26 protein-coding genes and 1 pseudogene are annotated in these 24,308 nt (G+C 69.2%); 15 read left to right on the forward strand and 12 right to left on the reverse strand.

Going from position 1 to position 24,308, the window contains the following annotated elements; genetic code table 11:
• Positions 1-136 precede the first annotated feature (136 nt).
• Positions 137-529 (reverse strand): YccF domain-containing protein, encoded by a 393-nt coding sequence (locus tag CKW34_RS04505; RefSeq protein WP_059381812.1) that lies wholly within the window; start codon positions 527-529, stop codon positions 137-139.
• Positions 526-768 (reverse strand): hypothetical protein, encoded by a 243-nt coding sequence (locus tag CKW34_RS04510; protein WP_226950073.1) that lies wholly within the window; start codon positions 766-768, stop codon positions 526-528. Before CKW34_RS04510 ends, CKW34_RS04505 begins: the two co-directional genes overlap by 4 nt.
• Positions 769-961: 193 nt before the next feature.
• Between CKW34_RS04510 and CKW34_RS04515 the strand changes: the two genes are divergently transcribed.
• Positions 962-1,369, forward strand: coding sequence for a cold-shock protein (locus CKW34_RS04515; RefSeq protein WP_006551677.1), 408 nt, complete (start codon positions 962-964; stop codon positions 1,367-1,369).
• Positions 1,370-1,437: 68 nt separating this feature from the next.
• Here CKW34_RS04515 and CKW34_RS04520 read toward each other — a convergent pair whose 3' ends face one another.
• The 3 genes from CKW34_RS04520 to CKW34_RS04530 all read right to left on the reverse strand — a co-directional run bounded on the left by CKW34_RS04520 (position 1,438) and on the right by CKW34_RS04530 (position 4,511).
• Positions 1,438-1,926 carry a DUF2771 domain-containing protein gene (locus tag CKW34_RS04520; protein ID WP_059381810.1) on the reverse strand — a complete coding sequence of 163 codons (489 nt, stop codon included), beginning with the start codon at positions 1,924-1,926 and terminating at the stop codon, positions 1,438-1,440.
• A gap of 1 nt (position 1,927) precedes the next feature.
• On the reverse strand, positions 1,928-3,604 hold the full coding sequence (locus CKW34_RS04525) for an MFS transporter (protein ID WP_059381809.1): 1,677 nt from the start codon (positions 3,602-3,604) through the stop codon (positions 1,928-1,930).
• 91 nt (positions 3,605-3,695) lie between these two features.
• Positions 3,696-4,511 (reverse strand): glutaminyl-peptide cyclotransferase, encoded by an 816-nt coding sequence (locus tag CKW34_RS04530; RefSeq protein WP_059381808.1) that lies wholly within the window; start codon positions 4,509-4,511, stop codon positions 3,696-3,698.
• 136 nt (positions 4,512-4,647) lie between these two features.
• On the opposite strand from CKW34_RS04530, the gene CKW34_RS04535 reads away from it, so the two are divergent.
• The 3 genes from CKW34_RS04535 to CKW34_RS04545 are packed head-to-tail and all read left to right on the forward strand — an operon-like array spanning position 4,648 to position 8,853.
• Complete coding sequence (locus CKW34_RS04535) at positions 4,648-5,487, forward strand: DUF3027 domain-containing protein (protein WP_095092006.1); 840 nt, start codon at positions 4,648-4,650, stop codon at positions 5,485-5,487.
• 1 nt (position 5,488) lies between these two features.
• Positions 5,489-8,317, forward strand: coding sequence for a sacsin N-terminal ATP-binding-like domain-containing protein (locus tag CKW34_RS04540; protein ID WP_059381806.1), 2,829 nt, complete (start codon positions 5,489-5,491; stop codon positions 8,315-8,317).
• Positions 8,314-8,853, forward strand: a complete 540-nt coding sequence (locus tag CKW34_RS04545; protein WP_059381805.1) for a phosphatase PAP2 family protein — start codon at positions 8,314-8,316, stop codon at positions 8,851-8,853. The genes CKW34_RS04540 and CKW34_RS04545 overlap by 4 nt, the downstream gene beginning before the upstream one ends.
• A gap of 39 nt (positions 8,854-8,892) precedes the next feature.
• On the opposite strand, the gene CKW34_RS04550 is transcribed toward CKW34_RS04545, so the two are convergent.
• Positions 8,893-9,144: a DUF2530 domain-containing protein gene (locus CKW34_RS04550; RefSeq protein ID WP_059381804.1), complete on the reverse strand. Its 252-nt coding sequence runs from the start codon at positions 9,142-9,144 to the stop codon at positions 8,893-8,895.
• Positions 9,145-9,224: 80 nt separating this feature from the next.
• Here CKW34_RS04550 and CKW34_RS04555 point away from each other — a divergent pair, with 80 nt between their 5' ends.
• The 9 genes and pseudogenes from CKW34_RS04555 to CKW34_RS24580 all read left to right on the forward strand — a co-directional run bounded on the left by CKW34_RS04555 (position 9,225) and on the right by CKW34_RS24580 (position 15,950).
• Positions 9,225-10,694, forward strand: coding sequence for an NCS2 family permease (locus tag CKW34_RS04555; protein WP_059381803.1), 1,470 nt, complete (start codon positions 9,225-9,227; stop codon positions 10,692-10,694).
• Positions 10,695-10,738: 44 nt separating this feature from the next.
• Positions 10,739-11,170, forward strand: coding sequence for an Rv0880 family HTH-type transcriptional regulator (locus CKW34_RS04560; RefSeq protein ID WP_059381802.1), 432 nt, complete (start codon positions 10,739-10,741; stop codon positions 11,168-11,170).
• A 113-nt stretch (positions 11,171-11,283) separates the two neighbouring features.
• Positions 11,284-12,090, forward strand: coding sequence for a TrmH family RNA methyltransferase (locus tag CKW34_RS04565; RefSeq protein ID WP_059381801.1), 807 nt, complete (start codon positions 11,284-11,286; stop codon positions 12,088-12,090).
• Positions 12,087-12,359 (forward strand): DUF2537 domain-containing protein, encoded by a 273-nt coding sequence (locus CKW34_RS04570; protein WP_059381800.1) that lies wholly within the window; start codon positions 12,087-12,089, stop codon positions 12,357-12,359. Before CKW34_RS04565 ends, CKW34_RS04570 begins: the two co-directional genes overlap by 4 nt.
• A 94-nt stretch (positions 12,360-12,453) precedes the next feature.
• Positions 12,454-12,879, forward strand: a complete 426-nt coding sequence (locus tag CKW34_RS04575; protein WP_059381799.1) for a DUF7144 family membrane protein — start codon at positions 12,454-12,456, stop codon at positions 12,877-12,879.
• Positions 12,880-13,187: 308 nt separating this feature from the next.
• Positions 13,188-13,604, forward strand: a complete 417-nt coding sequence (locus tag CKW34_RS04580; RefSeq protein ID WP_059381798.1) for an SHOCT domain-containing protein — start codon at positions 13,188-13,190, stop codon at positions 13,602-13,604.
• A gap of 208 nt (positions 13,605-13,812) precedes the next feature.
• Positions 13,813-14,238 (forward strand): DUF7144 family membrane protein, encoded by a 426-nt coding sequence (locus tag CKW34_RS04585; RefSeq protein ID WP_059381851.1) that lies wholly within the window; start codon positions 13,813-13,815, stop codon positions 14,236-14,238.
• Positions 14,239-14,428: 190 nt separating this feature from the next.
• A pseudogene (locus CKW34_RS24760) lies at positions 14,429-14,569 on the forward strand (alpha/beta-hydrolase N-terminal domain-containing protein); the annotation flags it as partial.
• A gap of 115 nt (positions 14,570-14,684) precedes the next feature.
• A complete protein-coding gene (locus CKW34_RS24580) occupies positions 14,685-15,950 on the forward strand; it encodes an alpha/beta hydrolase (RefSeq protein ID WP_255247727.1) in 1,266 nt (421 codons plus the stop codon).
• A gap of 33 nt (positions 15,951-15,983) precedes the next feature.
• Here the strand turns inward: CKW34_RS24580 and CKW34_RS04595 are convergent, their stop codons facing one another.
• From CKW34_RS04595 to CKW34_RS04610, 4 genes are all read right to left on the reverse strand, one after another.
• On the reverse strand, positions 15,984-16,700 hold the full coding sequence (locus CKW34_RS04595; protein WP_059381797.1) for a DUF6928 family protein: 717 nt from the start codon (positions 16,698-16,700) through the stop codon (positions 15,984-15,986).
• Positions 16,701-16,714: 14 nt separating this feature from the next.
• Positions 16,715-17,584 carry a septation protein SepH gene (gene sepH, locus CKW34_RS04600; protein WP_167388351.1) on the reverse strand — a complete coding sequence of 290 codons (870 nt, stop codon included), beginning with the start codon at positions 17,582-17,584 and terminating at the stop codon, positions 16,715-16,717.
• Positions 17,585-17,804: 220 nt separating this feature from the next.
• Positions 17,805-18,926, reverse strand: a complete 1,122-nt coding sequence (gene serC / locus CKW34_RS04605) for a phosphoserine transaminase (protein WP_059381795.1) — start codon at positions 18,924-18,926, stop codon at positions 17,805-17,807.
• 104 nt (positions 18,927-19,030) lie between these two features.
• On the reverse strand, positions 19,031-20,158 hold the full coding sequence (locus CKW34_RS04610) for a citrate synthase 2 (RefSeq protein ID WP_059381794.1): 1,128 nt from the start codon (positions 20,156-20,158) through the stop codon (positions 19,031-19,033).
• Positions 20,159-20,342: 184 nt separating this feature from the next.
• Here CKW34_RS04610 and pdxH point away from each other — a divergent pair, with 184 nt between their 5' ends.
• Both pdxH and CKW34_RS04620 read left to right on the forward strand, forming a co-directional pair.
• The gene (gene pdxH, locus CKW34_RS04615; protein ID WP_174479599.1) at positions 20,343-21,029 is read left to right on the forward strand and encodes a pyridoxamine 5'-phosphate oxidase; all 687 of its coding nucleotides are present in this window, start codon (positions 20,343-20,345) and stop codon (positions 21,027-21,029) included.
• Positions 21,026-22,294, forward strand: a complete 1,269-nt coding sequence (locus CKW34_RS04620) for an MFS transporter (RefSeq protein WP_059381793.1) — start codon at positions 21,026-21,028, stop codon at positions 22,292-22,294. Before pdxH ends, CKW34_RS04620 begins: the two co-directional genes overlap by 4 nt.
• Here the strand turns inward: CKW34_RS04620 and CKW34_RS04625 are convergent.
• Both CKW34_RS04625 and CKW34_RS04630 read right to left on the reverse strand, forming a co-directional pair.
• On the reverse strand, positions 22,277-23,224 hold the full coding sequence (locus CKW34_RS04625) for a serine hydrolase (RefSeq protein WP_059381792.1): 948 nt from the start codon (positions 23,222-23,224) through the stop codon (positions 22,277-22,279). The two genes, CKW34_RS04620 and CKW34_RS04625, sit on opposite strands and share 18 nt — an antisense overlap.
• Positions 23,221-24,096, reverse strand: coding sequence for a LysR family transcriptional regulator (locus CKW34_RS04630; protein ID WP_059381791.1), 876 nt, complete (start codon positions 24,094-24,096; stop codon positions 23,221-23,223). The genes CKW34_RS04625 and CKW34_RS04630 overlap by 4 nt, the downstream gene beginning before the upstream one ends.
• Positions 24,097-24,308 lie beyond the last annotated feature (212 nt).

The raw sequence follows: 24,308 nt of genomic DNA on the forward strand, positions 1-24,308 counted from the left end.
ATTGATAACGCGCTGATTCGCGTGGCGACAGGCGGGCGCGGCGCAGACCAGGGAATAAAGTCCCAGGTAGTGGGGTTCGGGTACCCGAAAACCCGTTTCGAGTCCCGCCCGTTATGCGGTCGTTATGTGAGAAAGATCACATGTAACTCGGGCGGGCATCCACAGGAACGATCTCCCTCCCCAGGGGCATCAGGGAGATCGGGATCATCTTCAGGTTCGCGACGGCGAGCGGGATACCGATGATCGTGACGGCCATGGCGAGCGCGGTGGCGATGTGGCCGAGGGCCAGCCAGATGCCGGCCACCAGGATCCAGATGACGTTGCCGATCAGCGACATGGCGCCGGCGGTCGGCCTCTCGACCGTCGTCTTGCCGAACGGCCACAGCGCGTAGATGCCGATCCGGAACGACGCGATGCCGAACGGGATGGTGATGATGAGGATGCAGCAGATCAGACCGGCCGCGAAGTAACCGAGCGCGAGCCACAGCCCGCCGAAGATCAGCCAGATGATGTTGAGCAGGATCCTCATGTCCGGTCTCCGTTCCGAGCGCGCCGGCCCGAGCGCAGCGCGAAGGCGATGGCGAGGGCGAATCCCAACGGCCATGCGAGGGTCAACAGATACAGCACGAGCCCGGGGCTGCCGTCGGTGAGCGCCGGCGTGAGGAAGATGGCGAGGACCGCCACCACGCCGACGACGAAGCAGGCGATCGCGGCCTTCAGGAGGCCGTTACGCGGGGCGGCAGACGAATCCGAAGATGAAGTACCCACGTGACCACGGTAGTCGCCGCGGGGGCGAACGGTGACGTCCGGGAGCGGGAAGACGATTCGGGGGTGGACCCACCTCTGCGGGTACACTGACAGGTGTCTACGCGTCCCGCTCGACCGAGCCGGGGCGCGTTGTTTTGCATGATGAACGGGTTGCCCCGCTTGGGGCACAGCTGTCGAGGAGCAGGTGAGCGCGGTGCCGACCGGCAAGGTGAAGTGGTACGACGTCGAGAAGGGCTTCGGCTTCCTGTCCCAGGACGAGGGTGAGGACGTCTACGTCCGTGCCTCGGCGCTCCCGGAGGGAGTGGAAGCGCTCAAGCCCGGCCAGCGCGTCGAGTTCGGTATGGCGGTGGGCCGCCGGGGACCGCAGGCACTGAAGGTCGAGCTCCTCGAGCAGCCCACGCTGCGGCAGGGCCGCCGCGAGGCTCCCGCCCAGCAGAAGCGCCGCGCGCCGGACGAGCTGCACGGCATGGTCGAGGACATGATCAAGCTGCTCGAAGCAGCGGTCCAGCCCGACCTGCGGCGCGGGCGTTACCCCGACCGCAAGACCGGGCAGCGCATCTCCGAGGTCATGCGGGCGATCGCACGCGAGCTCGACCACTAGGAACGAACCACGACGGGCCGCCCTCGCCATGTGCGAGGACGGCCCGTCGTCGTATGCGGGGCCGGGGCTCAGAACGTCTTGACGGCCCACACGGCGTGCGCGATCGGTTCACCGGCCTCGTCGACCACGGCCGACGGCAGCTGGATCTCCACTCCGAGCAGCTGCAGCTCCGGGGAGCTCTTCACGGTGAGGGTGCGACGCGCACCGGCCTCGAACATCGCGCCGTCGATGTAGGTCTGCCCGGTCTGCGTGTCGCCGTAGACGGTGATGATGCGCCACGGAGCGTCGGCGATCTCGTTCGGGAGCGACAGCTGCAGGGGGTAACCGGCCGGCACGTCGAGCTGACCGATCGGGTTCTCGACGCAGTCCTCGAGATAGAGATTGCAGTGCTGCGCGGGATCGACCGTCACGGTCTCCCCCTGTGCATAGGCGGTGATGGTGGGGAGCGTGGGCTCGGCCGAATCGACCAGTTTCCACACCGTGGCGGCGACTCCCGCTACCACGACCACCAGGGCCACCAGCAGCAGCGCGAGAGTCTTCTTCGTCCGGGCCTGCAACTCAACTGTTCCAATCTTCGGTGGGGGATCCACCGGCGCGCCTCCGCCCGGCAGCCGTCTCCGTGGAGACGCGTTCGGGTCGACGGCCGCCGAATCCCGGCAGCAATGTCCCCCCACGGTATGTCAGCACCGTCTGTGCGAATCCGAGAACCAGCACGACGGAGACCACAGCGAATCCGAGCCACAGCTCGGTCGGCAGCAGCACACCCATCGCTCCGCCGAACACCCAGCTGAGCTGGAGGACCGTCTCGGACCTGCCGAATCCGGACGCGATCGACTCCTCGGGGAGGTCCTGCTGGAGCGATGCATCGAGCGAGACCTTGGCCAGCGCGCTGGCGCACGCCGCGACGAGCGCCGCCAGCGCGGCGGCCAGGACGTTGCCGGTCGCGGCGACGACGGCGGCCACGACGACGACCGCGGCGGTGCACCGCACGACGATGAGAGCAGGACGTCCGAGCGCGAGTCGCGCTCCGGTCGCGTTGCCGGCGAAGTTACCGATCGCGGCGGCGGCACCGACACCACCGAGCATCGCGGCCTGCATCAGCGGATCCTGACCTGTGGTGTTCTTCGCGACGAACGCCATGAACAAGGTCAGGAAGCCGGTGAGGATGCGGATGGTGCCGTTGCCCCACAGACCGGTCACCACCGCGCGTCCCAGCGGTTGCTTGCGTTTCCCGGACTTGGTGACGATCACCTCGGTCACGGTGTCGGCGTTCAGCACCTCGGTGCGCGCGTCGGAGCGGTGGTACGACAGCGTCGCCGGCACCTCGCCCTCGGTGACCTCGACCCAGGCGGGGATACGCATGCTCAGATAGGCGCCGAACGCGGTGATCCCGGCACACAACCACAGCGCGCCCGACGAACCGAACGCCCATGCTGCGGCCGCCGCGATCGCGCCGGCACCGATCGTGCCGCCGACCAGGCCGAAGACCGTCAACCGGGAGTTCACCCTCACCAGATCGATCTCCGGTGGAAGAACTCTGGGTGTCACCGCGGATTTGAGCACCGCGAACGATTTGCTCAGCACCATCATGCCGAGGGCCGCCGGATACAACACCCAGCTGTCGAAGTTGAACACCAGCACCACCGCGAGCACCGTGCGCAGCGCGAACGACGTCGCCAGAGCGACGCGACGACCGTGTTGCAACCTGTCGAGCAACGGCCCGATGAGCGGCGCGATGATCGCGAACGGCGCGATCGTGATGAGCAGATACAGCGCGACCTTCGTCCTGTCCTCACCGGTGGCCGCCGAGAAGAACAGGGTGTTCGCGAGCGCGACGGCGATGGCCGCGTCGGAGGCGAAGTTCGCCATCGTCGCGTAGGTGAGCGCGGTCAGGCCCGACTTGTCGGCGCCGTCGGCCGTGGCCGCTCGACGGAAGGTCGCGATGCCCTTCGAGGTGAGTTCGCGGCTGCGCAGGGCCGCGACCCGCGTCACCGTCAGCTTCCGCGGCATGCGCGGAGCGCGCGGCGAGTCGGTCTCGGACGAGGACTCCGCCCGACCGGCGGCCGACGCCCCCGGCGGCCGGCGAGGATGGTCGACGGGATGCAGGGGCGGCAGGGGAGTGCGACGGCCCGAGACGCGGCGCGGAGGCGGATAGTTGCTGTACCCCGGATGCTGCGAGCCCGGGGCACGGCCGTCCGCTCCCTCGGGGGCGGGTCGCTCGTCCGGTTCGGTCACGTCTTCGATTCTTCCCCACGCGACAGCGGGTGTAACACAAGGGCGGCACGTGGCCGCGGTGACGCGTGTCGCGATCGGTATGCCACCCGGATCACTCCACGAAACGCACTTCGAACAGCGTCGGCCAGTACTTGCCCGTCACCAGGAACCGATCGGTCCCGGGGATCTGCGCGATGCCGTTGAGGACGTCCACGTCGGCACCCTCGGGCAACCGATCGCGCAGCGGAGCGGCATCGACCCGGGCCTCCACCCGGCCCGAGGTGGGATCGATCAGCACGATCTCGTCCGTCTGCCATACGTTCGCCCAGACCCTGCCGTCCTCGGTGCATTCGAGTTCGTTGAGCTCCGACACGGCACGGCCGTCCCGGTGCACGGTGACGCGCCCGAGTTCGTCGAAGGTGGCGGGGTCGCGGAAGATCAGCTCGGCCGAGCCGTCGCTCATCACCAGACGGTCGGGTTGCGCACACAGTCCCCAGCCCTCGCCGTCGTAGTCGACCCGCCGCTTCTCGAGCAGAGTGTTCCGATCACGGACGACGGCCGTGCCGTCCTTCCAGGTCAGCTGCCACAGCTCGTCGCCCACCACGGTGATGCCCTCACCGAAGAGGTCGTCGAGGACGGGTTCGCGGGTGCGCTCGGTCCCGGCGAGGGTGACGGTCCCGCCGTCGAGGTCGACCTCCCTGGCCGACACCCACGAGCGTCCGGCCCGGCCGGTGCCTTCGAGCAGTTCACCTTCGTCGATCTCGAGGCCCTGGGTGAACGCCTCCGGATCGTGGGGGTGCGTGGCGACGACCTCCACACCGAGTTCGGTGGCCGGCGGACCGGGTTCGGCGACGAGATCGTCGCCGCACCCGGCGGTGGTGATGCAGACGACCGTCGCGACCGCGGCCGAGAGGAGAAGACGAGGCACGCGCCCATCCTGTCACCGCGCGTATGAGCGGTGCCCGTACGACCTTCCGCGACCCGCAGGCGCCGGAGCAGACAGGTCAGGCAGAATAGGGGCCGTGAGTGTTGCCTCTGCTTCCACTTCCCGAGGAACGAACCCCGTGGTCGATCCGGCGGTGCGTTCCGTGCTCGCCGACGCCGTCGACCTCGCTCGGGCCGCACTCGACGAACTCGGAGACGGTGGAGTCGGCGCCTATCTGGGCGTGACACGCGAGGACGAGTGCTCGGCCACCCATCGTTTCGCCTCGGAGCTGCCGGGCTACCGCGGGTGGCAGTGGGCCGTCGTCGTGGCCGCCGCCCCGGATTCGGATCGGGTGACGGTGAGCGAACTCGTGCTCCTGCCCGGCCCGGACGCGCTCGTCGCACCCGAGTGGGTGCCGTGGAGCGAGCGGATCCGTCCCGGCGATCTGGGCCCCGGCGACCTGCTGGCTCCCGCTCCCGACGACGTGCGCCTGGTGCCCGGCTACATGCAGTCCGGCGACCCCGAGGTCGACGAGACCGCCCTCGAGATCGGGTTGGGCCGCAAGCAGGTCATGAGCCTGGAGGGTCGCCTCGAGGCAGCGCAGCGCTGGTTCGACGGCGAGTACGGCCCGGGTTCGGAGATGGCGAAGGCCGCTCCGTCCTCCTGCCGCCTGTGCGGTTTCTACCTTCCGCTCGCCGGATCGCTGCGTGCGGCCTTCGGTGTGTGCGGGAACGAGTTCGCCGCCGACGGTCACGTCGTGCACGCCGAGTACGGGTGCGGTGCGCATTCCGACACCTCTCTGCCCACCGGCGCCGGTTCCCCGCTGTACGAGGCCTTCGACGATTCGGCGGTGGAGGTCGTCGAACTCGGCTCGGCCCGCTCGGCGCCCGTGGAATCGGCGCAGACCGAGTCCACGCCGAGTGATTCCACGGACGAGCCCGCCGAGCCGTCCCCGTCCGAGCCGGAACAGACCGACTGACGTGACCCGGCCGGACCCCGCGGATCCGTTCGGGACCGCGGCGTTACGTGAGGGAATCATCGCGGCCTGGTCGTCGTCGCCCACCCGCCTCCGGGAGGACGCCGCCACCGAGGCCGATCACGTCCGCGCGGGCTACCGCGATCGCGTCCTGACCGAGCTCGCCCAGAACGCCGCCGATGCCGCCGCGCGTGCCGGTGTACCGGGTGAACTGCGGGTCCGGTTCGCCGACGGTCGTCTCCACGTCGCGAACATCGGTGAGCCGCTCGACGAGGGCGGTGTCCATGCGCTGACCGCGCTGCGCTCGTCGAACAAGAGCGCTACCGGGTCCACCGTGGGACGGTTCGGCATCGGTTTCACCGCGGTGCTGGCGGTTTCCGACGACATCGAGGTGCGTTCGCGCACCGGCTCGATCCGCTTCTCGGCCGAGCGCACCCGCTCGGTCCTCGCCGAACGGAAGCTGCCCGAACCCGAATCCGGCATCCCGGCTCTGCGCCTCGTGTGGCCGACGGCGACACCACCGGCGTCCGGCAGCGACACCGAGGTCGTGCTGACCCTGCGTGCCGGGGTCGACCCGGTCGCACTGCTCGATGCCTTCCGCGCCGAGGCCCACGACATCCTGCTCGAACTTCCCGGCCTGCGCACCGTCGTCATCGGCGACGACGAGTTCACCCGCCACCGGCGCGAACTCGACGACGGCCTGGGGGAGATACGGGTCGGCGATCGCACCTGGTGGGAGTTCACCGGCCCCTCGGCGCGGTGGCTCGTTCCCGTCGTGGACGGCCGGGTCGCACCGGTCGGCAGCGACGTCCTGCGCGCCCCAACCCGCTCCGACGAGGAGTTGTCGCTGCCCGCGATCGTCGTCGCCGATGTCGCGATGCAACCCGACCGGCGGCGCGTGATGCCCGGTGCCCACGTCGAGAACGTCGCCTGCGGGTACGTGCGGTTCGTCGCGGCTCTGCCCGCCGACCAGCGCCTCGACCTCGTGCCCCTCCCGGGCTTCGCGCGCGGCGAGGTCGACGGCCGGATCCGCGAGGCGATCCTCGACGACCTGGCCGGCGGCGCGTGGCTTCCCGCAGCCGACGGCAGCGCCGATCTGGTGCCCGACCGGGCCGTCGCGTTTCCCGGTCTCACCGACGAGCTCGCGGATGTCCTCGGTGAGGTCGTCCCGGGGCTCGTGCTCCCCGAGCTGTGCGGTCCGCGATATTCGTCGGCGCTCTCGGCCGTCGGAGTGCACCGGCTCGGTCTCGCGCGACTCGCCGAACTGCTCTCCGGGCACGAACGCGATCCGAAGTGGTGGAACCGCCTCTACGAGGCGCTGACCCCGCTCGTCGTCGATGCGGTGGCGGCCGAGGAACTCGCATCCCTGCCGGTTCCGTTGTCGGACGGCCGGACCGTGACCGGCCCGCGCACGACCGTCCTCGCGACGCAACTGCAGGATCTGGGCCCGGTGTCGATGCCGTGGGTGCGCCTCGTCCATCCCGATGCCGCGCATCCTCTGCTCGCCCGGCTCGGAGCCGGCACCGTGACGGTCGAGGATCTCATCGCCGACCCGGCGCTCGTCGCGGCCGTCGAGGACGCCGATCCCGACGACGTCGACCCGGACGGTGATCAGCCGGCCGGCGCGATCGCCGACGTCGTCCTGCGGCTGGTGCCGTTCGCGTCACCCGCGGCCGTGCCCCGCGAACTCGGGGCGCTGCTGCTGCCCGACACCCACGGCGATGCCGTCCCCGCCGACGAACTCCTGCTCCCCGGCGCGCCGCTCGCCGAAGTGCTGGTCGAGGACGCGCCCTTCGGCACCGTCGATCCGGCCGTCGTCGACCGGTACGGAGCCGACGCGCTGCGCGCGATCGGCGTGGGCTGGGGCTTCACGATCCTCCGCGCCGACCTGCCCACCGGTCCCGACCACGACCTGCCCGACGAACACCTCTGGTGGGAGCGACTCGACGAGGACCCCGAGACGCTCGTCGCGGTGCGCGACCTCGATCTCGTCGACGATCGTCGCTGGTCGCGGGCGCTGACCCTGCTGGCCGCCGAACCCGCGACGGCCGAAGCGCTCGCCGACCCCGGCGGATACACGGCGTGGTACCTGCGCACCCGGGCATTGCTCGACGGCCGGCCCCTGGGCCACTACCGCTTCGCCGATGACACCCTGTTCGACGGTCTGCTCGATCCCTGCACCCATCCCGACGCGGCTGCCTTCCGCGGTGCGCTCGCAGGAACGGTGGTCGAGGACGTCGAGCTGGCGCAGACACTGCTCGACCGGCTCGCGGACGAGAGCCGGTCGCCGGGACCGGCCGCGATCGTCGCCGCTCACGACGCGCTCGCCGCGGCCTTCTCGTCGGGTGGTCTCGATCCCGAGTCGGTCACCCTGCCCGACGGGGTGCGCAGTCTGTCCGGCGCCGTCGTCGACGCAGCGGACGCCCTCGTCCCCGACCGTCCGTGGTTCGCGGCCGTGATCCCGCACGACCGGCTCGTCACCGGTGGGCGGGGATCGGCGCACGCGCTCGCGGACGTGCTCGACATCGCCGTGGCGTCGGCGGTCGTCGACGCGGAACCCGTCGAGCAGGGACGCAGCTCGACCTGGGAACGCGAACCGGCCGCGGTGCTGGCCGGGATCGTCGCCGGTATGCCGCTTCCGCGCGGGGTACTCGCGCTGCACGACCGGCTGGTCGTGCGCTGTTCCGGGGCGCTGACCGGTGAGGTCGAGGTCGAGTGGTGGATCGACGCCACCGGCACCGTCCACAGCACACCGACCGGCCTGGTCGCGGCACTCGCCGCTCTCACGGACCGCACCTCGCGCACGGCGCCGGACGCGAGAGCCGAACCGTGATCCTCGATGCCACGGTGCTCGAATGGATGGTCTCGATCCGCGAGCCCGGGCTGACCACCGCGGTGACGGCACTGACCCACACGGGCGGGGGAGTCGCCACGACCCTGATCGCCGCGGCGACGACGCTGTTGCTGGTGCGGGCCGATCGGCTGTCCGACGCCGTCCTCGTGGCCGGAGCGGTCCTCACGGGCTGGCCGGTGATGGTGCTGCTCAAGAACATCTTCGGGCGTGTCCGGCCCCCCGAACCCGAACGGCTCCTGGCCCTGCACACCGAGTCGTTCCCGTCCGGACACGCGATGACCAGCGCGGTTCTGGCCACGGCGCTCGTCGCGGTCGTGGTGCGCACATGGCCGCGCGGCGATCGCCGCCGGACCGTCGCGATGATCGCGCTCGCCGTGTACACCCTCGCGATCGGGCTCACCCGCGTCTACCTGGCGGCGCACTGGCTCACCGATGTCGTCGCGGGCTGGATCTTCGGGATCACATGGGCCCTGCTGTGGGTGTGGTTGATCACTCGCGTACGGATCCGCCGCTGACACTGCCGCGGGCGTGTCGCGGACGGCGGCGGGCGGGGATCAGTCCAGACCCACCTGGGCGCCTCGGTCGCCGCGACGGGCGGCACGACGCTGCAGGAGGAAGAGCGCAGTTCCCAGCAGCCCCACCACGATTCCCGCTACACAGACCGGTAACGCATCGTCGCGGAGATCGCCGCCGACCGCCGACACGACGACGGTCGCCACCACCCACAGAGCGGTTCCCACGGCGAGCGCGGGACGCGGGTCGGCGAGGCGTCGGATACGGGCTGCGACGAGCTGGGCGGGTTCCACGGTTTGCAGATTAGTTCCTTCGCGCTGCAATAATCGGTTCCCGTTGCGACGCCCCGTACTCGACGAGCGGATTTGTGGACATGGCCGTAGGCACCGACTTCAAGCGAACGTCCTTTCTGGACACCTATTTCAAGATCACCGAACGCGGTTCGACCGTGTCCCGGGAGGTGCGTGGCGGCATCGTCACGTTCTTTGCGATGTCGTACATCGTTGTCCTCAACCCGCTGATCCTCGGTAGTTTCTCCGCCGACGACGCGACGGCGAAGGTCGACGTGATGGGCAACATCCTGCCCATCAACCAGGTCGCCGCCGTCACCGCGCTGGTCGCCGGCTTCATGAGCATCGTCTTCGGTGTGGTCGCCAACTATCCGTTCGCCATCGCCGCCGGCCTCGGCATCAACAGTCTCCTCGCGGTGACCATCGCGCCGCAGGTGACCTGGCCCGAAGCGATGGGCCTGGTGGTCATCGACGGCATCATCATCGTCGTGCTGGCCCTGACCGGATTCCGCACCGCGGTCTTCAACGCGATCCCGGCGGAACTGAAGGCCGCTATCGCCGCCGGTATCGGTGCCTTCATCGCCATGATCGGTCTCGTCGACGCCGGTTTCGTCCGCCGCATTCCCGACGCCGCCGGCACCACCGTGCCGGTCGGTCTGGGTATCGACGGGTCGATCGCCTCGTGGCCGACCTTCGTCTTCGTCGTCGGTGTCCTGCTGATGGGCGTGCTCGTCGCGCGCAAGGTACGCGGCGGACTGCTGATCGGCATCGTCGCCACCACGATCCTGTCGATGATCATCGAGGCCATCGCCGACGTCGGCCCCTCGCTGGGCACCAACCCCAAGGGCTGGAACCTCAGCACCCCCGAGGCCCCCGACTCCTTCTTCGGTATCCCGAACCTGAGCCTCGTCGGCAACGTCGACCTGTTCGGCGCGTTCACCCGCATCGGCGTGATCGCCGCGACCCTGCTCGTGTTCACCCTCGTCCTCGCGAACTTCTTCGACGCCATGGGCACCATGACCGGTCTCGGCAAGGAAGCCGGCCTGGCCGACAAGAACGGCACCCTGCCCGGCATCGGCAAGGCCCTCGTCGTCGAGGGCACCGGCGCCATCGTCGGTGGCGGCGCCTCCGCCTCGTCGAACACGGTGTTCGTCGAATCGGCCTCGGGTATCGCGGAAGGAGCCCGCACCGGTCTGGCCAACGTGGTCACCGGCGTGCTGTTCCTGCTCGCGATGTTCCTGACCCCGCTGTACGAGGTGGTACCCATCGAGGCGGCCTCCCCGGCACTCGTGGTCGTCGGCGCCCTGATGATCGGTCAGGTCCGCGACATCGACTTCACCAAGTTCGAGATCGCCCTGCCGGCCTTCCTGACCATCATGGTCATGCCGTTCACCTACTCGATCGCCAACGGCATCGGCGTCGGCTTCATCACCTGGGTGATCCTGCACGCCGCCAGCGGCAAGATCCGCACCATCCACCCGCTGATGTGGATCGTCGCAGTGCTGTTCGCCCTGTACTTCTCGGTCGATCCCCTCACGGAACTGCTCACCTAGACGGCCGACGCGTGTTTCGGGCGATGTGACGTATTCTGCACGCCATGATCTCGGATACACGCGCACTCGCCGGTGACCTCTCACTCGCCGTAGTGCGTCTGACGCGTCATTTGCGGGGGAGACGCAGCGATTCCCGAGTTTCCCTGACCCAGATCTCGGCAATGGCCACCCTCGCGCAGGAGGGTGCGATGACCCCGGGGGCGCTGGCGGCGCGCGAACGCGTCCAGCCACCCTCGATGACCAGGGTCATCGCCTCTCTCCACGAGCTCGGGCTCGTCGAGCGGACGCCGCACCCCACGGACGGACGACAGATCATCGTGACGCTGTCCGAAGCCGGGACCGAGCTGCTCGCCGACGAGGCCCAGGCACGCGAAGTGTGGCTGACCGAACGGCTCGAGAAGCTCGATCCCGACTCGCTCGGGACGCTGCGCGGAGCCATCGGAATCCTCACGGCGCTGGTCGCGGAAGACGACTGACGGCACCGCGGTCGAGGGGGATGACCGCACCGCGGTCGAGGGGGATGACCGCACTGCGGTCGTGACGGCCGACCCGGTGCGGGAGGGCGCGTGGACGCTGGGAGAATGTCCCGGTGGTTCACGTCATCGACATCGACGATCCTTCCGACCCCCGGGTCGACGATTTCCGCGGTCTCAACTCCGCGGATCGTCGGCCCGACCTTCCCGGTGGCAAGGGGCTGGTGATCGCAGAGGGTGTGCTGGTGGTCCAGCGCATGCTCGATTCCCGGTTCGCTCCGACGAGCCTGTTCGGGGTGGGTCGGCGGCTGGACGAACTCGCCGACGACCTGCGCGACGTCGACGTGCCGTTCTACCGCACCGATGCGGCGACCATGGCGGAGGTCGTCGGCTTCCACCTCAACCGCGGGGTGCTCGCCGTAGCGCACCGGCCCGAACCGCTGTCGCTCGACGACGTCCTCGACAAGGCGACCACGGTCGCAGTGCTCGAAGGGGTCAACGACCACGAGAACATCGGCTCGATGTTCCGCAACGCCGCCGGGCTCGGCGTCGACGGTGTGCTCTTCGGGAAGGGATGCGCCGACCCTCTGTACCGGCGTGCGGTGCGTGTGTCGATGGGGCACGTCCTCCGTGTCCCCTTCGCGCACGTCGACCGGTGGCCGTCCGACCTGGATCTGTTGCGCAGCAGTGGCTTCCAGCTGATCTCGCTGACCCCGGACCCGCAGGCGATCCCGCTCGCCGAAGCGATGACGGGGGAGAAGGTCGCGCTGCTCCTCGGTGCCGAGGGCCCGGGCCTGACCGAGCATGCGATGCGGGCGACCGACGTGCGCGCCCGCATTCCCATGGCTCCCGGCACCGATTCGCTGAACGTGGCCACCGCTGCTGCGATGGCGTTCTACGAGCGGGTGCGGCTCCCGCGATGAGCCAGGCCCGCGGCCCCGCGCCCACCCCCTGGGCGACGGGGCTCACACTGACGGCATTCTCCTTCGTCGCCACCGTCATCACCGTCGTCGCCTGCGGGCAGGCGCTCGGACGGATCCATCCGGCCCTCGCCGTCGTCGTCAATGTCGTGACGGTCGCGGGAGTCGCGCCGACCGTGTGGTCGTGGCTCCGGGTGCAGGTACTGCGCTGGCTTGCCGCCGGTTTCGTGGCCGGTGTGCCGTTCGGCTGGCTCGCGCTGATCGTGTCCTGACCGTCCCTGCGGAGTATTCCTCCCACGGCAGGCATTCCGCAGAACGTCTCCGAAGCGCACACTCGGAAATGTCGGGTGGGCCGAAAGGAGCATCATGTCCCACGGTGCGCATGCCGAACAAGAGCACATGACGATCGGTCAGGGTCTGGCAGCCGGGATGTCGGTGGGAGCCGCCATCATCCTGACCTTGATCGGCGCGCTGCAGATCCTCCAGGGGATCGCTGCTGTCGCCGGCGACGAGTTGCTCGTCGCCGGGCCGGAATACACGTTCGCGTTCGACCTCACGACATGGGGATGGATCCACATCGTCATCGGGGTCGCGATGGCGGTGGTGGGAATCGCATTGATCGCCGGTGCGACCTGGGCGCGCGTGGTGGCGATCGTCATCGCCGCACTGTCGATCGTGGCGAATTTCCTGTGGCTACCGAACTATCCGGGCTGGGCGATCCTGATCATCGCGCTCGACGTGATGGTGATCTGGGCCATCTCGGCGTGGAACCCCCGAGCGATCTACTCCTGAACGACCCGGTCGTGCGCCGGGCGCACGATCAGCGAAAACAGGTGCCCTTCACTCGTGATGGGCGTATGGTTTATGCGTTCCTTCCGGACGGGAGGGACGGAGGTCGTCATGGCTTGTAGAGACACCCGCCGACGCCGGAGTCGGACAGATGCCACGATTCGATCCGGTGTCGACGAGCGGATGAGCCGTGACTGGTGGTGGTGCCGGCAACGGCACGCCGCAGGGGGAAACAGGATTCGAGATCTTCAATTTCCGGGCGGTTTCGCGGGCATCGTTCCGTCCCCCGGTCCGGCCGAGGAGGTTCGGCTATGGATTCATTCTGGGACTACGTGTGGTACACAGTCGTCGTATTCGCATTCGTGGCATACCTGATCGTCCTGTTCCAAATCATCGTCGACCTCTTCCGTGATCACTCCGTGTCCGGCTGGGTCAAAGCGGTGTGGGTCATCGGACTGGTGATCCTCCCGTACCTCACGGCACTGGTCTATCTGATCGCTCGGGGTCGCGGGATGGCATTGCGGGCGCAGCAGGCCCAAGCGGAGGCGAAGCAGGCCACCGACGAGTACATCCGGACCGTGGCGGTCGGGAAATCCCCGGCCCAGCAGATCGCCGACGCCAAAGCCCTGCTCGATTCGGGTGCGATCACACCCACGGAGTACGAACACCTCAAGGCGCAGGCGCTCGGCAACGTCACGACCGGACGCGACGGCGTGCCCATCGCGTGAACCATCGGTGCGGGGAGGGCATCGAAGGACGGTGCCCTCCCATGGTCGGCTCGTGCGATCGTCGTGTCGCGTCGGGGCAGCCGGCGGTTGAAAATGCAAGGGTGACAGCGTAACCCGCAGCACCCTTGTTCCTCCGAATCGGATCGTGACCGCTCCTCGCGAGGGTCGGTGCACGATCGATGTCTCCTTCGTACACGAGAGGATCGTCATGTCGCATGACGTACGTCCCGACAGAGACGGGATGAGTGTGAAACAGGGCATCGCCGCAGGCACCTCGATCGGGGCCGCGATCATCCTGGCAACGGTCGGCGTCGTCCAGCTCTTCCAGGGCATCGCTGCGGTGGCCGAGGACGAAGTGTTCGTCCGGGGCGTGGAATACACGTTCAAGTTCGACTTCACCACGTGGGGATGGATCCACATCGTCCTCGGTGTCGTGATGCTGGTCGCCGGTCTCGCGTTGATGAGCGGTGCCACCTGGGCCCGTGTCACGGCGATCGTCCTCGCGGCGTTGTCGATCATCGCGAACTTCCTGTGGTTGCCGTACTACCCGTGGTGGTCGATCCTGATCATCGCGCTGGACGCGGTCGTGATCTGGGCGATCTCGACCTGGAACCCGCGCCCCGACTACTACTGACGCGACCGTGCAGGAAGACGGCCGCAGCGTCCGGGGCGATCCGGTCGCGAACGTCGCGGCCGATGACCCCCGATCGCGGACACGACGGAAAGCGCTGCACCTCACACTTCCCGGGTGTTGGGGTGCAGTGCTTTTCGCGTGCCTGTCCTTCACGCCGTCGCTGCTCCCGCGCGGCGGGATCCTGCAGGGGATGATCTGCGGGATCACCGCTGCGATCGGATACGGTCTCGGTGTGCTCGTCGCGTTCGTGTGGCGTGCGTTCGCCGACCGTCCTCCTCGGCCTCCCAAGGCGACGTCGTGGTGGACCTTCGGTGTCTGTGCGGTGGTCCTCTTCGCGGTCTTCTTCGGGCTCGGTCAGTACTGGCAGCACGAGATCCGTACTCTGATGGGGGGTTTCCGAGTACAACCTGGCACTTGCGGTCCTCTCCCCGCTCGTCGCGGTCGTGATGTTCGCTGTGCTGCTGGCGATCGGACGCGGTATCCGCGCTCTGTACCACTGGGCGGCACGGACACTCGACCGGTCGATCGGGCAGCGGGCCGCGAACGTCGTGGGGTGGGTTCTCGTCGCGGGACTCGTGTACGCGATCGTCTCCGGAGTGCTCCTCGGCGGCTTCATCGACGCCGCCAACGCGGCGTTCTCGGCGCGGGACACGAGAACCGAGGAAGGTGTGCAGCAACCGACGACCGCACTCCGCTCCGGTGGACCGGATTCGGTCGTTCCGTGGGATTCTCTCGGGTGGCAGGGTCGGATCTTCGTCGGGCAGGGCCCGACCACCGAGCAACTCGGCGAGTTCGCGGAAGGTCCTGCTCTGGAACCGATCCGGATCTACGCCGGCCTGGCATCGGCGGACGACACCGAGGATCGCGCGTCCCTCGCGGTCGAAGACCTCACGCGGGCAGGTGGATTCGAGCGTGAGAACCTGGTGGTGGTGACGACGACGGGCAGTGGATGGGTGGACCCGGCTCTGGTGGACTCGGTCGAGTACCTCACCGGCGGTGATGTCGCGACCGTGGCGATCCAGTACTCCTACCTGCCCTCGTGGATCTCCTATCTCGTCGACCAGTCGAAGGCGAGGGAAGCCGGACGCGACCTGTTCGACGCGGTCTACGACGTCTGGTCCAAGCTTCCCCAGGACGCCCGCCCCCGACTGCTCGTGGCCGGGGAGAGCCTCGGTTCGTTCGGTGGGGAGACCGCCTTCAGCGGCGAGTACGACCTGCGCAATCGCACGGCGGGCACGGTCTTCGCCGGACCGCCGAACTTCAACGTCCTCTTCCGGGAGTTCAGCGATCACCGTGACGACGGCAGCCCGGAGATCGAGCCGGTCTTCCGGGACGGCCGCACGGTGCGATTCACGAACGATCCGCAGGCGGGGATCCCGCCCGCGGACAGTCCGTGGGAGGGAAGTCGGGTGCTGTATCTGATGCATCCGTCCGACCCGATCGTCTGGTGGAGTCCACGTCTGATCACGAGAGAACCGGATTGGATCGGCGAGGCCCCCGGGCGCGACGTGCTCGAGGACATGGTGTGGATACCGTTCGTGACCTTCTGGCAGATCACGGCCGATCTGCCCTTCTCCACGGGCGTTCCCGCCGGCCACGGCCACAAGTACAGCACCGAGTACGTCGACGCCTGGGCCGTCGTCCTCCAGCCCTCGGACGTCACGACCGAGGACCTCGACTCCCTGAAAAGTATTGTCGGAGAGGAAGAATGAGACGGAAAGGCGAGGAGCCGGGTCAGGGAGAGGTCAGCGCGCCACGAGACGCCGCCACCAACCGGTCTTCGGCTCCGGGACGGTGATCTGCGGGACCGGGGTACGCAACGTGAAACTCCACGTCTCGATCTCGCGCGGGTCCGGCTCGTCGGCGCGACGACCGACGTAGCGGAATCCGAGCCACGCGCCGTGGGCCTCCTCGACGAGCTTGCGCGGGTGGAAGGGGAGGGACTCCGGGGGCGGCGGGATGTTCGGCGGCCAGCGGAGCGGGTGTTCACCCGCCCAGAACGGTCGTTCCCACACGAACGGCAGGCCCTCGTCCTCGAAGAACTCGACCGTGTTCGCCCCGAAGCTGCGCCGCAGCCTGCCGCACTCCCACACGGCGAACGATCCCCACGCGCCGCCCGGATCGGAGGCCAGCAGGCAGGTGCGTTGCGCGGCGGGTGTACGCAACCACATCGCGGGAAGCTCCGACGGGTGGCGCAGGGCGAATCGGTGGCTCGATACGACCGTCACGCCGGGGTAACTGCCGACCCAGAATCGTTCGACCCCGTCCTCGCCGGCTGTGCCCGGCCCGTCGGTACCACCGACCTCGGTCAGCGGTACCCGCACGCCGGGGTCGACCTGGAGATCGGGGAACAGGCGCGACAGAAGTGCTTGCGCCGCATCGCGATCCGGGGCGAACTCACGCAGGACCGCTGCGGGATCGGGTGCGTCGACGTACCAGAGCGTCGACACCGTCGCCGACATCGCCGACGTCTTCCTCAGACGCGTCCGTTACTGCGCACACCGAGCAGCACGTCGTCCCACGAGGGGAGCGCGGGCTTGCCGCGCTTGTCCTTCGCGGGAGCCTGGGACGTGCGCGAAGCGTCGGCGTCGTCGGGCACCGTGACGGCGACGGTGGTCTCCTCGGCAGCGACCGGCTCGGGAGCCGGTTCTTCGGCAGCGGGGGACTCCAGTGCGATCGGGGCGTGACGCTCGGCGTTCTCGGCCTCGGTGGAATCGTCGACGTCGCGCGCCGAGTAGACCGGGGTCAGGTAGCGCAGGGGCCGGCCGCAGTCGGGATCCACCAGGTCGGCCGCGATGTCGTCGAGCGCGGTGATCGTGCCGCCGTGTGCGTCGGGCTGGTACCGCCAGTGGGCGCGGTTCGTGGAACGACCGGCATGCCACCGCAGCTGCGCGACCCAGAATCCTTCGTCGTCGCGCCAGGCATCCCATTCGGCCTCGTCGAGGCTGTGCCCACGGGCGCGGAACGCCTGCGTGACGACTTCCTGGAGGGTCTCGACGGCGGGACCGTCGGGGCGGATGGGATGGCCCTTCTTGGCCATGTCGGCGGCCCGGGACCGCTCGAGCAGGACGGGATAGGCGAACCGTTCGACCTTGGCGACCGGGATCCCGGCCTCGTCGGCCACCTGTTCGACCGAGGCGCCGCCGCGGATGCGGGCCTGGATCTCGCGAGGGCGGAGCTGGCTGGTCGTCTCGATCTGGATCTGCCCGAGACGGGCCAGATCTCCGCGAGCGGCCGCGCGCAGGGTGTCGTCGACGGGAATGCGGAACTTGTCCCCCGTCGTGGGATCGGCGAGCACCACATGCTTAGCATCGGGCTCGAGACCGACCACTCGAAGCTCTCGCACCTTGACCTCCTCGCGCCGATCGCGATTGACCCGCCCGACTGTAACCGACCTGGATATTTTTCGTGGCCGGACACGCCGCGCCACGCCGAGCGACATCGCAAGAAATCCGACGCGGCGCGTTATCGTCCAGGGTTCGCCGAAATGTCTCGATGCGAGGTCGAGACTATGACGACAACGGGGCCGGGTCCGACATCGGACCCGGCCCCGCTGCGCGAGGTGCTCAGAGCTGGGAGACGACCCAGTCGATGCTCTTGGTCAGCTGCGTGACGTCCTCGGGATCGATGGCCGGGAACATGCCGATGCGCAGCTGGTTGCGGCCGAGCTTGCGGTACGGCTCGGTGTCGACGATGCCGTTGGCCCGCAGGATCTTCGCGACCTGCGCCGCGTCGACGGAGTCGGCGAAGTCGACGGTGCCGACGACCTGCGAACGCAGCGACGGATCGGCGACGAACGGCGTCGCGTACTCGGACGCCTCGGCCCACTCGTACAGGCGCGAGGACGAATCCTTCGTGCGCGCGACGGCCCAGTCGAGACCGCCGTTGCTGTTGAGCCACTCGATCTGGTTGGCGAACAGCAGCAGGGTGGCCAGCGCCGGGGTGTTGTAGGTCTGGTCCTTGCTGCTGTTGTCGACGGCGATCGGCAGCGACAGGAACTCGGGGGTGAAGCGACCCGACTCCTTGATCTCGGCGACACGCTCGAGCGCGGCCGGGCTCATCAGCGCGATCCACAGGCCACCGTCGGCGGCGAAGCACTTCTGCGGGGCGAAGTAGTACACGTCGGTGTCGGAGATGTTCACCGGCAGGCCGCCGGCACCCGAGGTCGCGTCGATCGCGATCAGAGCGTTGTCGGAACCGGCAGGACGCTGCACGGGAACCGCGACACCCGTCGAGGTCTCGTTGTGCGCCCAGCCGATGAGGTCGGCCGACGCGTCGGCGACGATCTCCGGAGCCGAGCCCGGCTCCGAACCCACGACGATCGGATCGCCGATGAACGGGTTCTTCTTCGCGACCGTCGCGAACTTCGACGAGAACTCGCCGTAGGTGAAGTGCTGCGAGCGCTCCCGGATCAGACCGAAGGCCGCGGCGTCCCAGAAGGCGGTGGTGCCACCGTTGCCGAGGACGACCTCGTAGCCCTCGGGCAGGGAGAACAGGTCGCGCAGACCCGAGCGGACACGGGCGACGACGTCCTTGACCGGCTTCTGCCGGTGGCTGGTGCCGAACACCGAAGCGCCGACGTCGACCAGCGACTGCAGCTGCTCGGGACGAACCTTGGACGGGCCGCAGCCGAAGCGGCCGTCTGCGGGCTTGAGGTCGGCGGGAATGATCGGTGACGCGTCTGCCATCGGAATGCGTGTCCTAAGAGTCGAGGGACATGGTGCACAGGTAGTCTAGACCGCCCCCTCGGAGCCCCCGCCGGGCGCTGGTCGGCCCGGCAGGGGAAGAGGCATCAGCGATGCGTGATCGAATCCCAGCCCGTGACCTCGGAGGCAGGGCGCGGATCGGGGCCGGTGTAGATCGCCGCGGGACGCACGAGCTTGCCCAGACGCTTCTGCTCGAGGATGTGGGCGCACCAGCCGGCGGTCCGTCCGCAGGTGAACATCGCGGGCATCATCGCTGCGGGGACCTCGGCGAAATCGAGGATCACCGCGGCCCAGAACTCGACATTGGTCTCGATCGCCCGGTCGGGACGACGCTCGCGCAGCTCGGCCAGGGCGGCCTGCTCGAGCGCGGCCGCCGCCTCGAAACGAGGAGCGTCGAGCCGCTGGGCGGTGCTGCGCAGCACCCGGGCGCGGGGGTCCTCGGCGCGGTAGACGCGGTGACCGAAGCCCATGAGCTTCTCCTTGCGGTCGAGGATGCCCTTGACCAGGCCGCGCGGATCGCCGGTGCGTTCGGTCTCCTCGATCATCGGCAGCACGCGCGCCGGGGCGCCGCCGTGCAGCGGGCCGGACATCGCGCCGACCGCGCCCGAGAGCGAGGCGGCCGCGTCCGCGCCGGTCGAGGCGATGACCCGGGCGGTGAACGTCGAGGCGTTCATGCCGTGCTCGGCCGCCGACACCCAGTAGGCGTCGATCGCCTCGACGTGCTTGGGATCCGGGTCGCCCTTCCAGCGGACCATGAAGCGTTCGGTGACGGTGCTCGCCTCGTCGATGCGCTGCTGCGGCACGGCGGGCTGGTAGATGCCGCGGGCGGACTGGGCGACATAGGACAGGGCCATCACCGCGGCGCGGGCGAGATTGTCGCGGGCGGTCGCGTCGTCGATGTCGAGCAGCGGACGGAAGCCCCAGATGGGTGCGAGCATCGCGAGACCGGCCTGGACGTCGACGCGCACGTCGCCGGTGTGGATCGGGAGGGGGAACGGCTCGGCCGGGTGCAGGCCGCGACCGAACTCGCCGTCGACGAGCAGGGCCCACACGTCGCCGAAGGTGACTCCCTTCTCGACGAGCTCTTCGATATCGACCCCGCGATAGCGCAGTGCGCCACCGTCCTTGTCGGGCTCGGCGATGTCGCTCGTGAAGGCGACAACGCCTTCGAGTCCTGCGACGAAATCCTCGGGAACTGACGCGCTCGCTGCCATGACGGTTGGGCTCTCCTCGTTCGAGCACGGCCCGGTCCGGGCCGCGCTGCCGGTGGAATGAGGTCACCGTCAGGTGTGATCGGCGCCCCACTCGGGTCGTCGTGAAAACTGTAGCCTCCGTGGTCCGAGCGCCGCCGCCCGGATGCCGGGAGTACCGTCGTCGTTCGTGCCGTCCGATTTCCCGTTGCCGCGCCCCGAGGGTGACGACCTCGCGCGTATGCGTGTCGACTACAGCCCGGCGGGGCCGACCGACGAGTCCCCGGCCGACCGCGATCTCACTCCCGGCGATGTCGCCGAGGGCTGGCTTCCGCTGTGGCGTACGTGGTTTGCGAATGCGGTCGCCACCGCGGTGCCCGAACCGAACGCGATGGTGCTCGCGACCGTCGACGAGCACGGCCACCCCGCGACCCGCACCGTGCTGTGCAAGAAGATCGACGCCGACGGCCTGACCTTCTTCACCAACTTCGAATCCGACAAGGGCCGTCATCTGGCCGGACACCCCTATGCGTCGGCGACCTTCCTCTGGCTGCCGGTCTACCGGCAGGTGACCGTCCGCGGGCCGGTCGTCCGCGTGTCCGACGAGGAGACCCTGGCGTACTGGCGGACGCGGCCGCGCGGATCCCGCCTGGGCGCATGGGCGTCGCAGCAGTCGCGTCCGGTGGCGGAACGCGCCGATCTCGAGCACGCCCTCGTCGAGGCCGCCGAGCGGTACGAGGTCGACGACGACATCCCGGTACCGCCGTTCTGGGGCGGGTTCCGCATCGTGCCCGAGTCGGTCGAGTTCTGGCAGGGCCGGCCCAACCGGTTGCACAACCGGATCCGCACCCGCCTGGTCGACGGTCGCTGGATCACCGAGCGTCTGCAACCGTGAGGCGCCTGCTCGCCGACACCACACCGCTGCGCAACAAGGACTACGCCCGGCTGTGGTGGGCCGGGATCGTCACCGTCATCGGTGCGCAGATGGCGGTCGTCGCCGTACCCCAGCAGATCTACGAGATCACCCGCAACTCCGCCTATGTGGGGCTCACCGGTGTGTTCGGGCTCGTGCCGCTCGTGGTGTTCGGCCTGTGGGGTGGGGCGCTCGCCGATGCGATGGACCGCCGGAAACTGTTGCTCATCACTTCCACCGGTCTCGGTGTCACGTCGTTGTTGTTGTGGGCGCAGGCCGCGAGCGGACTGAACAACGTGTGGGTGCTGCTCTGTCTCTTCTCGGTGCAGCAGGCGTTCTTCGCCGTCAACCAGCCCACCCGGGCGGCGGTGATCCCGCGGTTGCTGCCGGTCGGGCAGATCGCGGCGGCCACCTCGCTCAACATGACGGTCGTGCAGTTCGGGGCGATCGCCGGCCCGTTGTTCGCCGGCGCTCTCATTCCCGTCGTGGGGCTGCCCACCCTCTACCTTCTGGACGCGATCTTCCTGCTCGCCACGCTGTGGGCGGTGGTCCGACTCCCGGCGGTCCCACCGCTCGGTGAGGTCACCAAGGCCGGACTGCGTGCGGTCTTCGACGGTTTCCGATACCTGTCGGGCCAGAGGATCCTGCTGGCGTCGTTCGTCGTCGACATCGTCGCCATGGTGTTCGGGATGCCGCGCGCCCTGTTCCCGCAGATCGCCCACGAGTCGTTCGGCGATCCGGCGCAGGGCGGCTTCGCCCTCGGCCTGCTGTTCGCGGCGATGTCGGTCGGCGCGGTGGTCGGCGGCGTCTTCTCCGGATGGCTGCCGCGGGTACAGCGCCAGGGTCTCGCCGTGATCGTGTGCATCGTCCTGTGGGGCGTGGCGATGGTCGGTTTCGGCGCCGCGGTGTGGTGGGCCGAGCCCGACCGCGGCGGTCTGCTGCTATGGGTCGCCCTGTTCTTCCTGGCCTTCGGCGGGGCGGTCGACATGGTGTCCGCGGCCTTCCGCTCGACGATGCTGCAGACCGTCGCCACCGACGAGATGCGCGGCCGGTTGCAGGGCGTGTTCATCGTCGTCGTCGCGGGAGGACCGCGCATCGGCGACGTGCTCCACGGCGCCGCCGCAGCGGCTGCGGGCACGGCCGTCGCGGCTGCTGGTGGCGGCGTCCTCGTCATCGTCGGCACGCTCGTGTGCGTCGTCGCCTTCCCGGCCTTCGTGCGCTACCGGGTCTCACGCACTCTCGGCTGACGGGCCCGCGGGGTCGTCCGGCAGGGGAGCCCGCAACTCCGTGACGGCGATGCGCGCGGCCTCTCCGATCGCCGCGTCGACCACCGGCAGTACGGGGTCCGCGCGGGCGGCGCGGGTGAACACCGCGACGGCGATCGGATACTCGCCGGGGAACTCGACGACCGCCACCTCGTTGCGGATGATGCCGATCGTGCCGGTCTTGCCGGCGATCGCGACCCCGCGATGCGGGAAGCCCGATGCGATGCGGTGCGGCCAGATCTGGGCGCGCATCACCTGTTGCGCGAAGGCGGTGCTCTCGGGCGAGAGCGCCGAGCCCGACCACACGGCCTCGAGCAGCCGGGTCATCTCCTCCGGGGTGGTCGCGCTCGTGTAGGCAGGGTCGTACGCCGAGACGGTCCAGGCCGCGTCGATATCGGTGAGCGCCCGGAACGCCTCGACGGTGGTGCGGGTGTCCGTCTCCTCGACGAGGCGCTGATAGACGTCCGCGGTCCCACCGACGATCCGGGTCCGCGTGAGTCCGAGGCGCGTGAGGAGTTCCTCGACGGCGGTCGTGCCGATCTCGCCGAGCAGCACGTCGGCCGCTGCGTTGTCGGACACCGTCATCATCGACGCGGCCACATCGCGTCGGCTCATCGTCACCGGATCCCGGAAGCTCGCGATCCCCGTCGGGCCGGGGGTGCAGTCCGACGGCACGATCCGCAGCTGTCCGGATGCGTCGAGCCGGCCCGCGTCCACCTCCGCGCAGAACGCGAGGAACAACGGAAGCTTGTACACCGACGCGAGGACCACGCGTTCGTCCCCGCGCACCGACAGCATCGCCGCCCGCGGATCCGCACACCGGCGGGCGTGCAGCCATCCCGTGCAGCCCGCATCCGCGAAGACCGCCCGGATCCGGTCGACGGCCGTGTCCCGGCGAACCCCGCCGTTCACCGGACCCGCTCCTTGAACAGGACGCGGTCGAGGGCGTCGACGTGCACACCGACGTCGGCGTCGGCACGTCGCACGATGCGCACCCGCAAGGCCAGCGCGGACGGCGCCCAGTCCAGCCAGGCCACGCCGGGCACCGCGCCGGGCGGCGAGGTCGACACCCCGAAGTGGGTACCGGCGGCCACGGCGGCGAGCACCGCGCGGTCGTCGACCGCCGGGGTGGTGTCGACATCGAGTCCTCGTTCGCGCAGCAGATCCTGCACGGCGTCGAAGGACGCCGGGTTCCCCGCCCGTGGCGGCGCGGCGAACGTCAGGTCGGAGAGCATCGGCAGACGCGGCCGGTCGGAGCGGGCGCTGCGGTGGTCGGCCGGCACGACCAGCCATCGCCGGAGTTTGACCACCGGGCCGGCGTCCAGTCCCTCGGTCAGGGCCGGATGTTCGACGACGGCGAGATCGCACATCCCCGATCGCACGGCGTCGACGAGCTCGACGGTGCTCGCGGATCGCGTCGACACGGTTGCCTCACCGCGTCGGCTCAGAGCTGTGACGCACAGGGTCACCAGGCGGTCGGGCAGCGCGCGGGTGGCCCCCCAGTGCAGGAGCCCCCGGGCGCGGGCGACACGTCCGGCCTCGGCGAGGAAGCGGTCGGCGTCGTCGACGAGGAGACGCGCGCGGGGGAGCAGCTCCGCTCCGGCGGGAGTGAGGACCGCTCCCTGCCTGGTGCGATGCACGAGTTCGGAACCCAGATGTTGTTCGAGTTTCCGAAGTCCTTGTGACAGAGGGGGTTGCGTCATGTCGAGCGCCGCCGCAGCCCGGCCGAAGTGTCCTTCCTCCGCGACGGTGACGAAGAACCGGAGGTGGCGGATCAGGTCCATGGCAGGGATTCAATCAGCACGGGCGGGTGACTCGCCGACCCGGTGTGTCGCGCGGCCGGATCCCGCCCGTCCTCCCCGTTTCGAACAGCGGCGATAGTTTTTCCGACTCGTGCGGGCGGCAGGTGCGTATTGGCGGGGCGATTCCTGTCGGTGGTGTCCTGTCGGCATGACATCCACCGAGTCCCTCTTCCGTAACAGATTGTCGCGCAGGC

This window comes from Rhodococcus rhodochrous, assembly GCF_900187265.1.
In the GTDB taxonomy this organism is placed as follows: Bacteria; Actinomycetota; Actinomycetes; order Mycobacteriales; family Mycobacteriaceae; genus Rhodococcus; species Rhodococcus rhodochrous.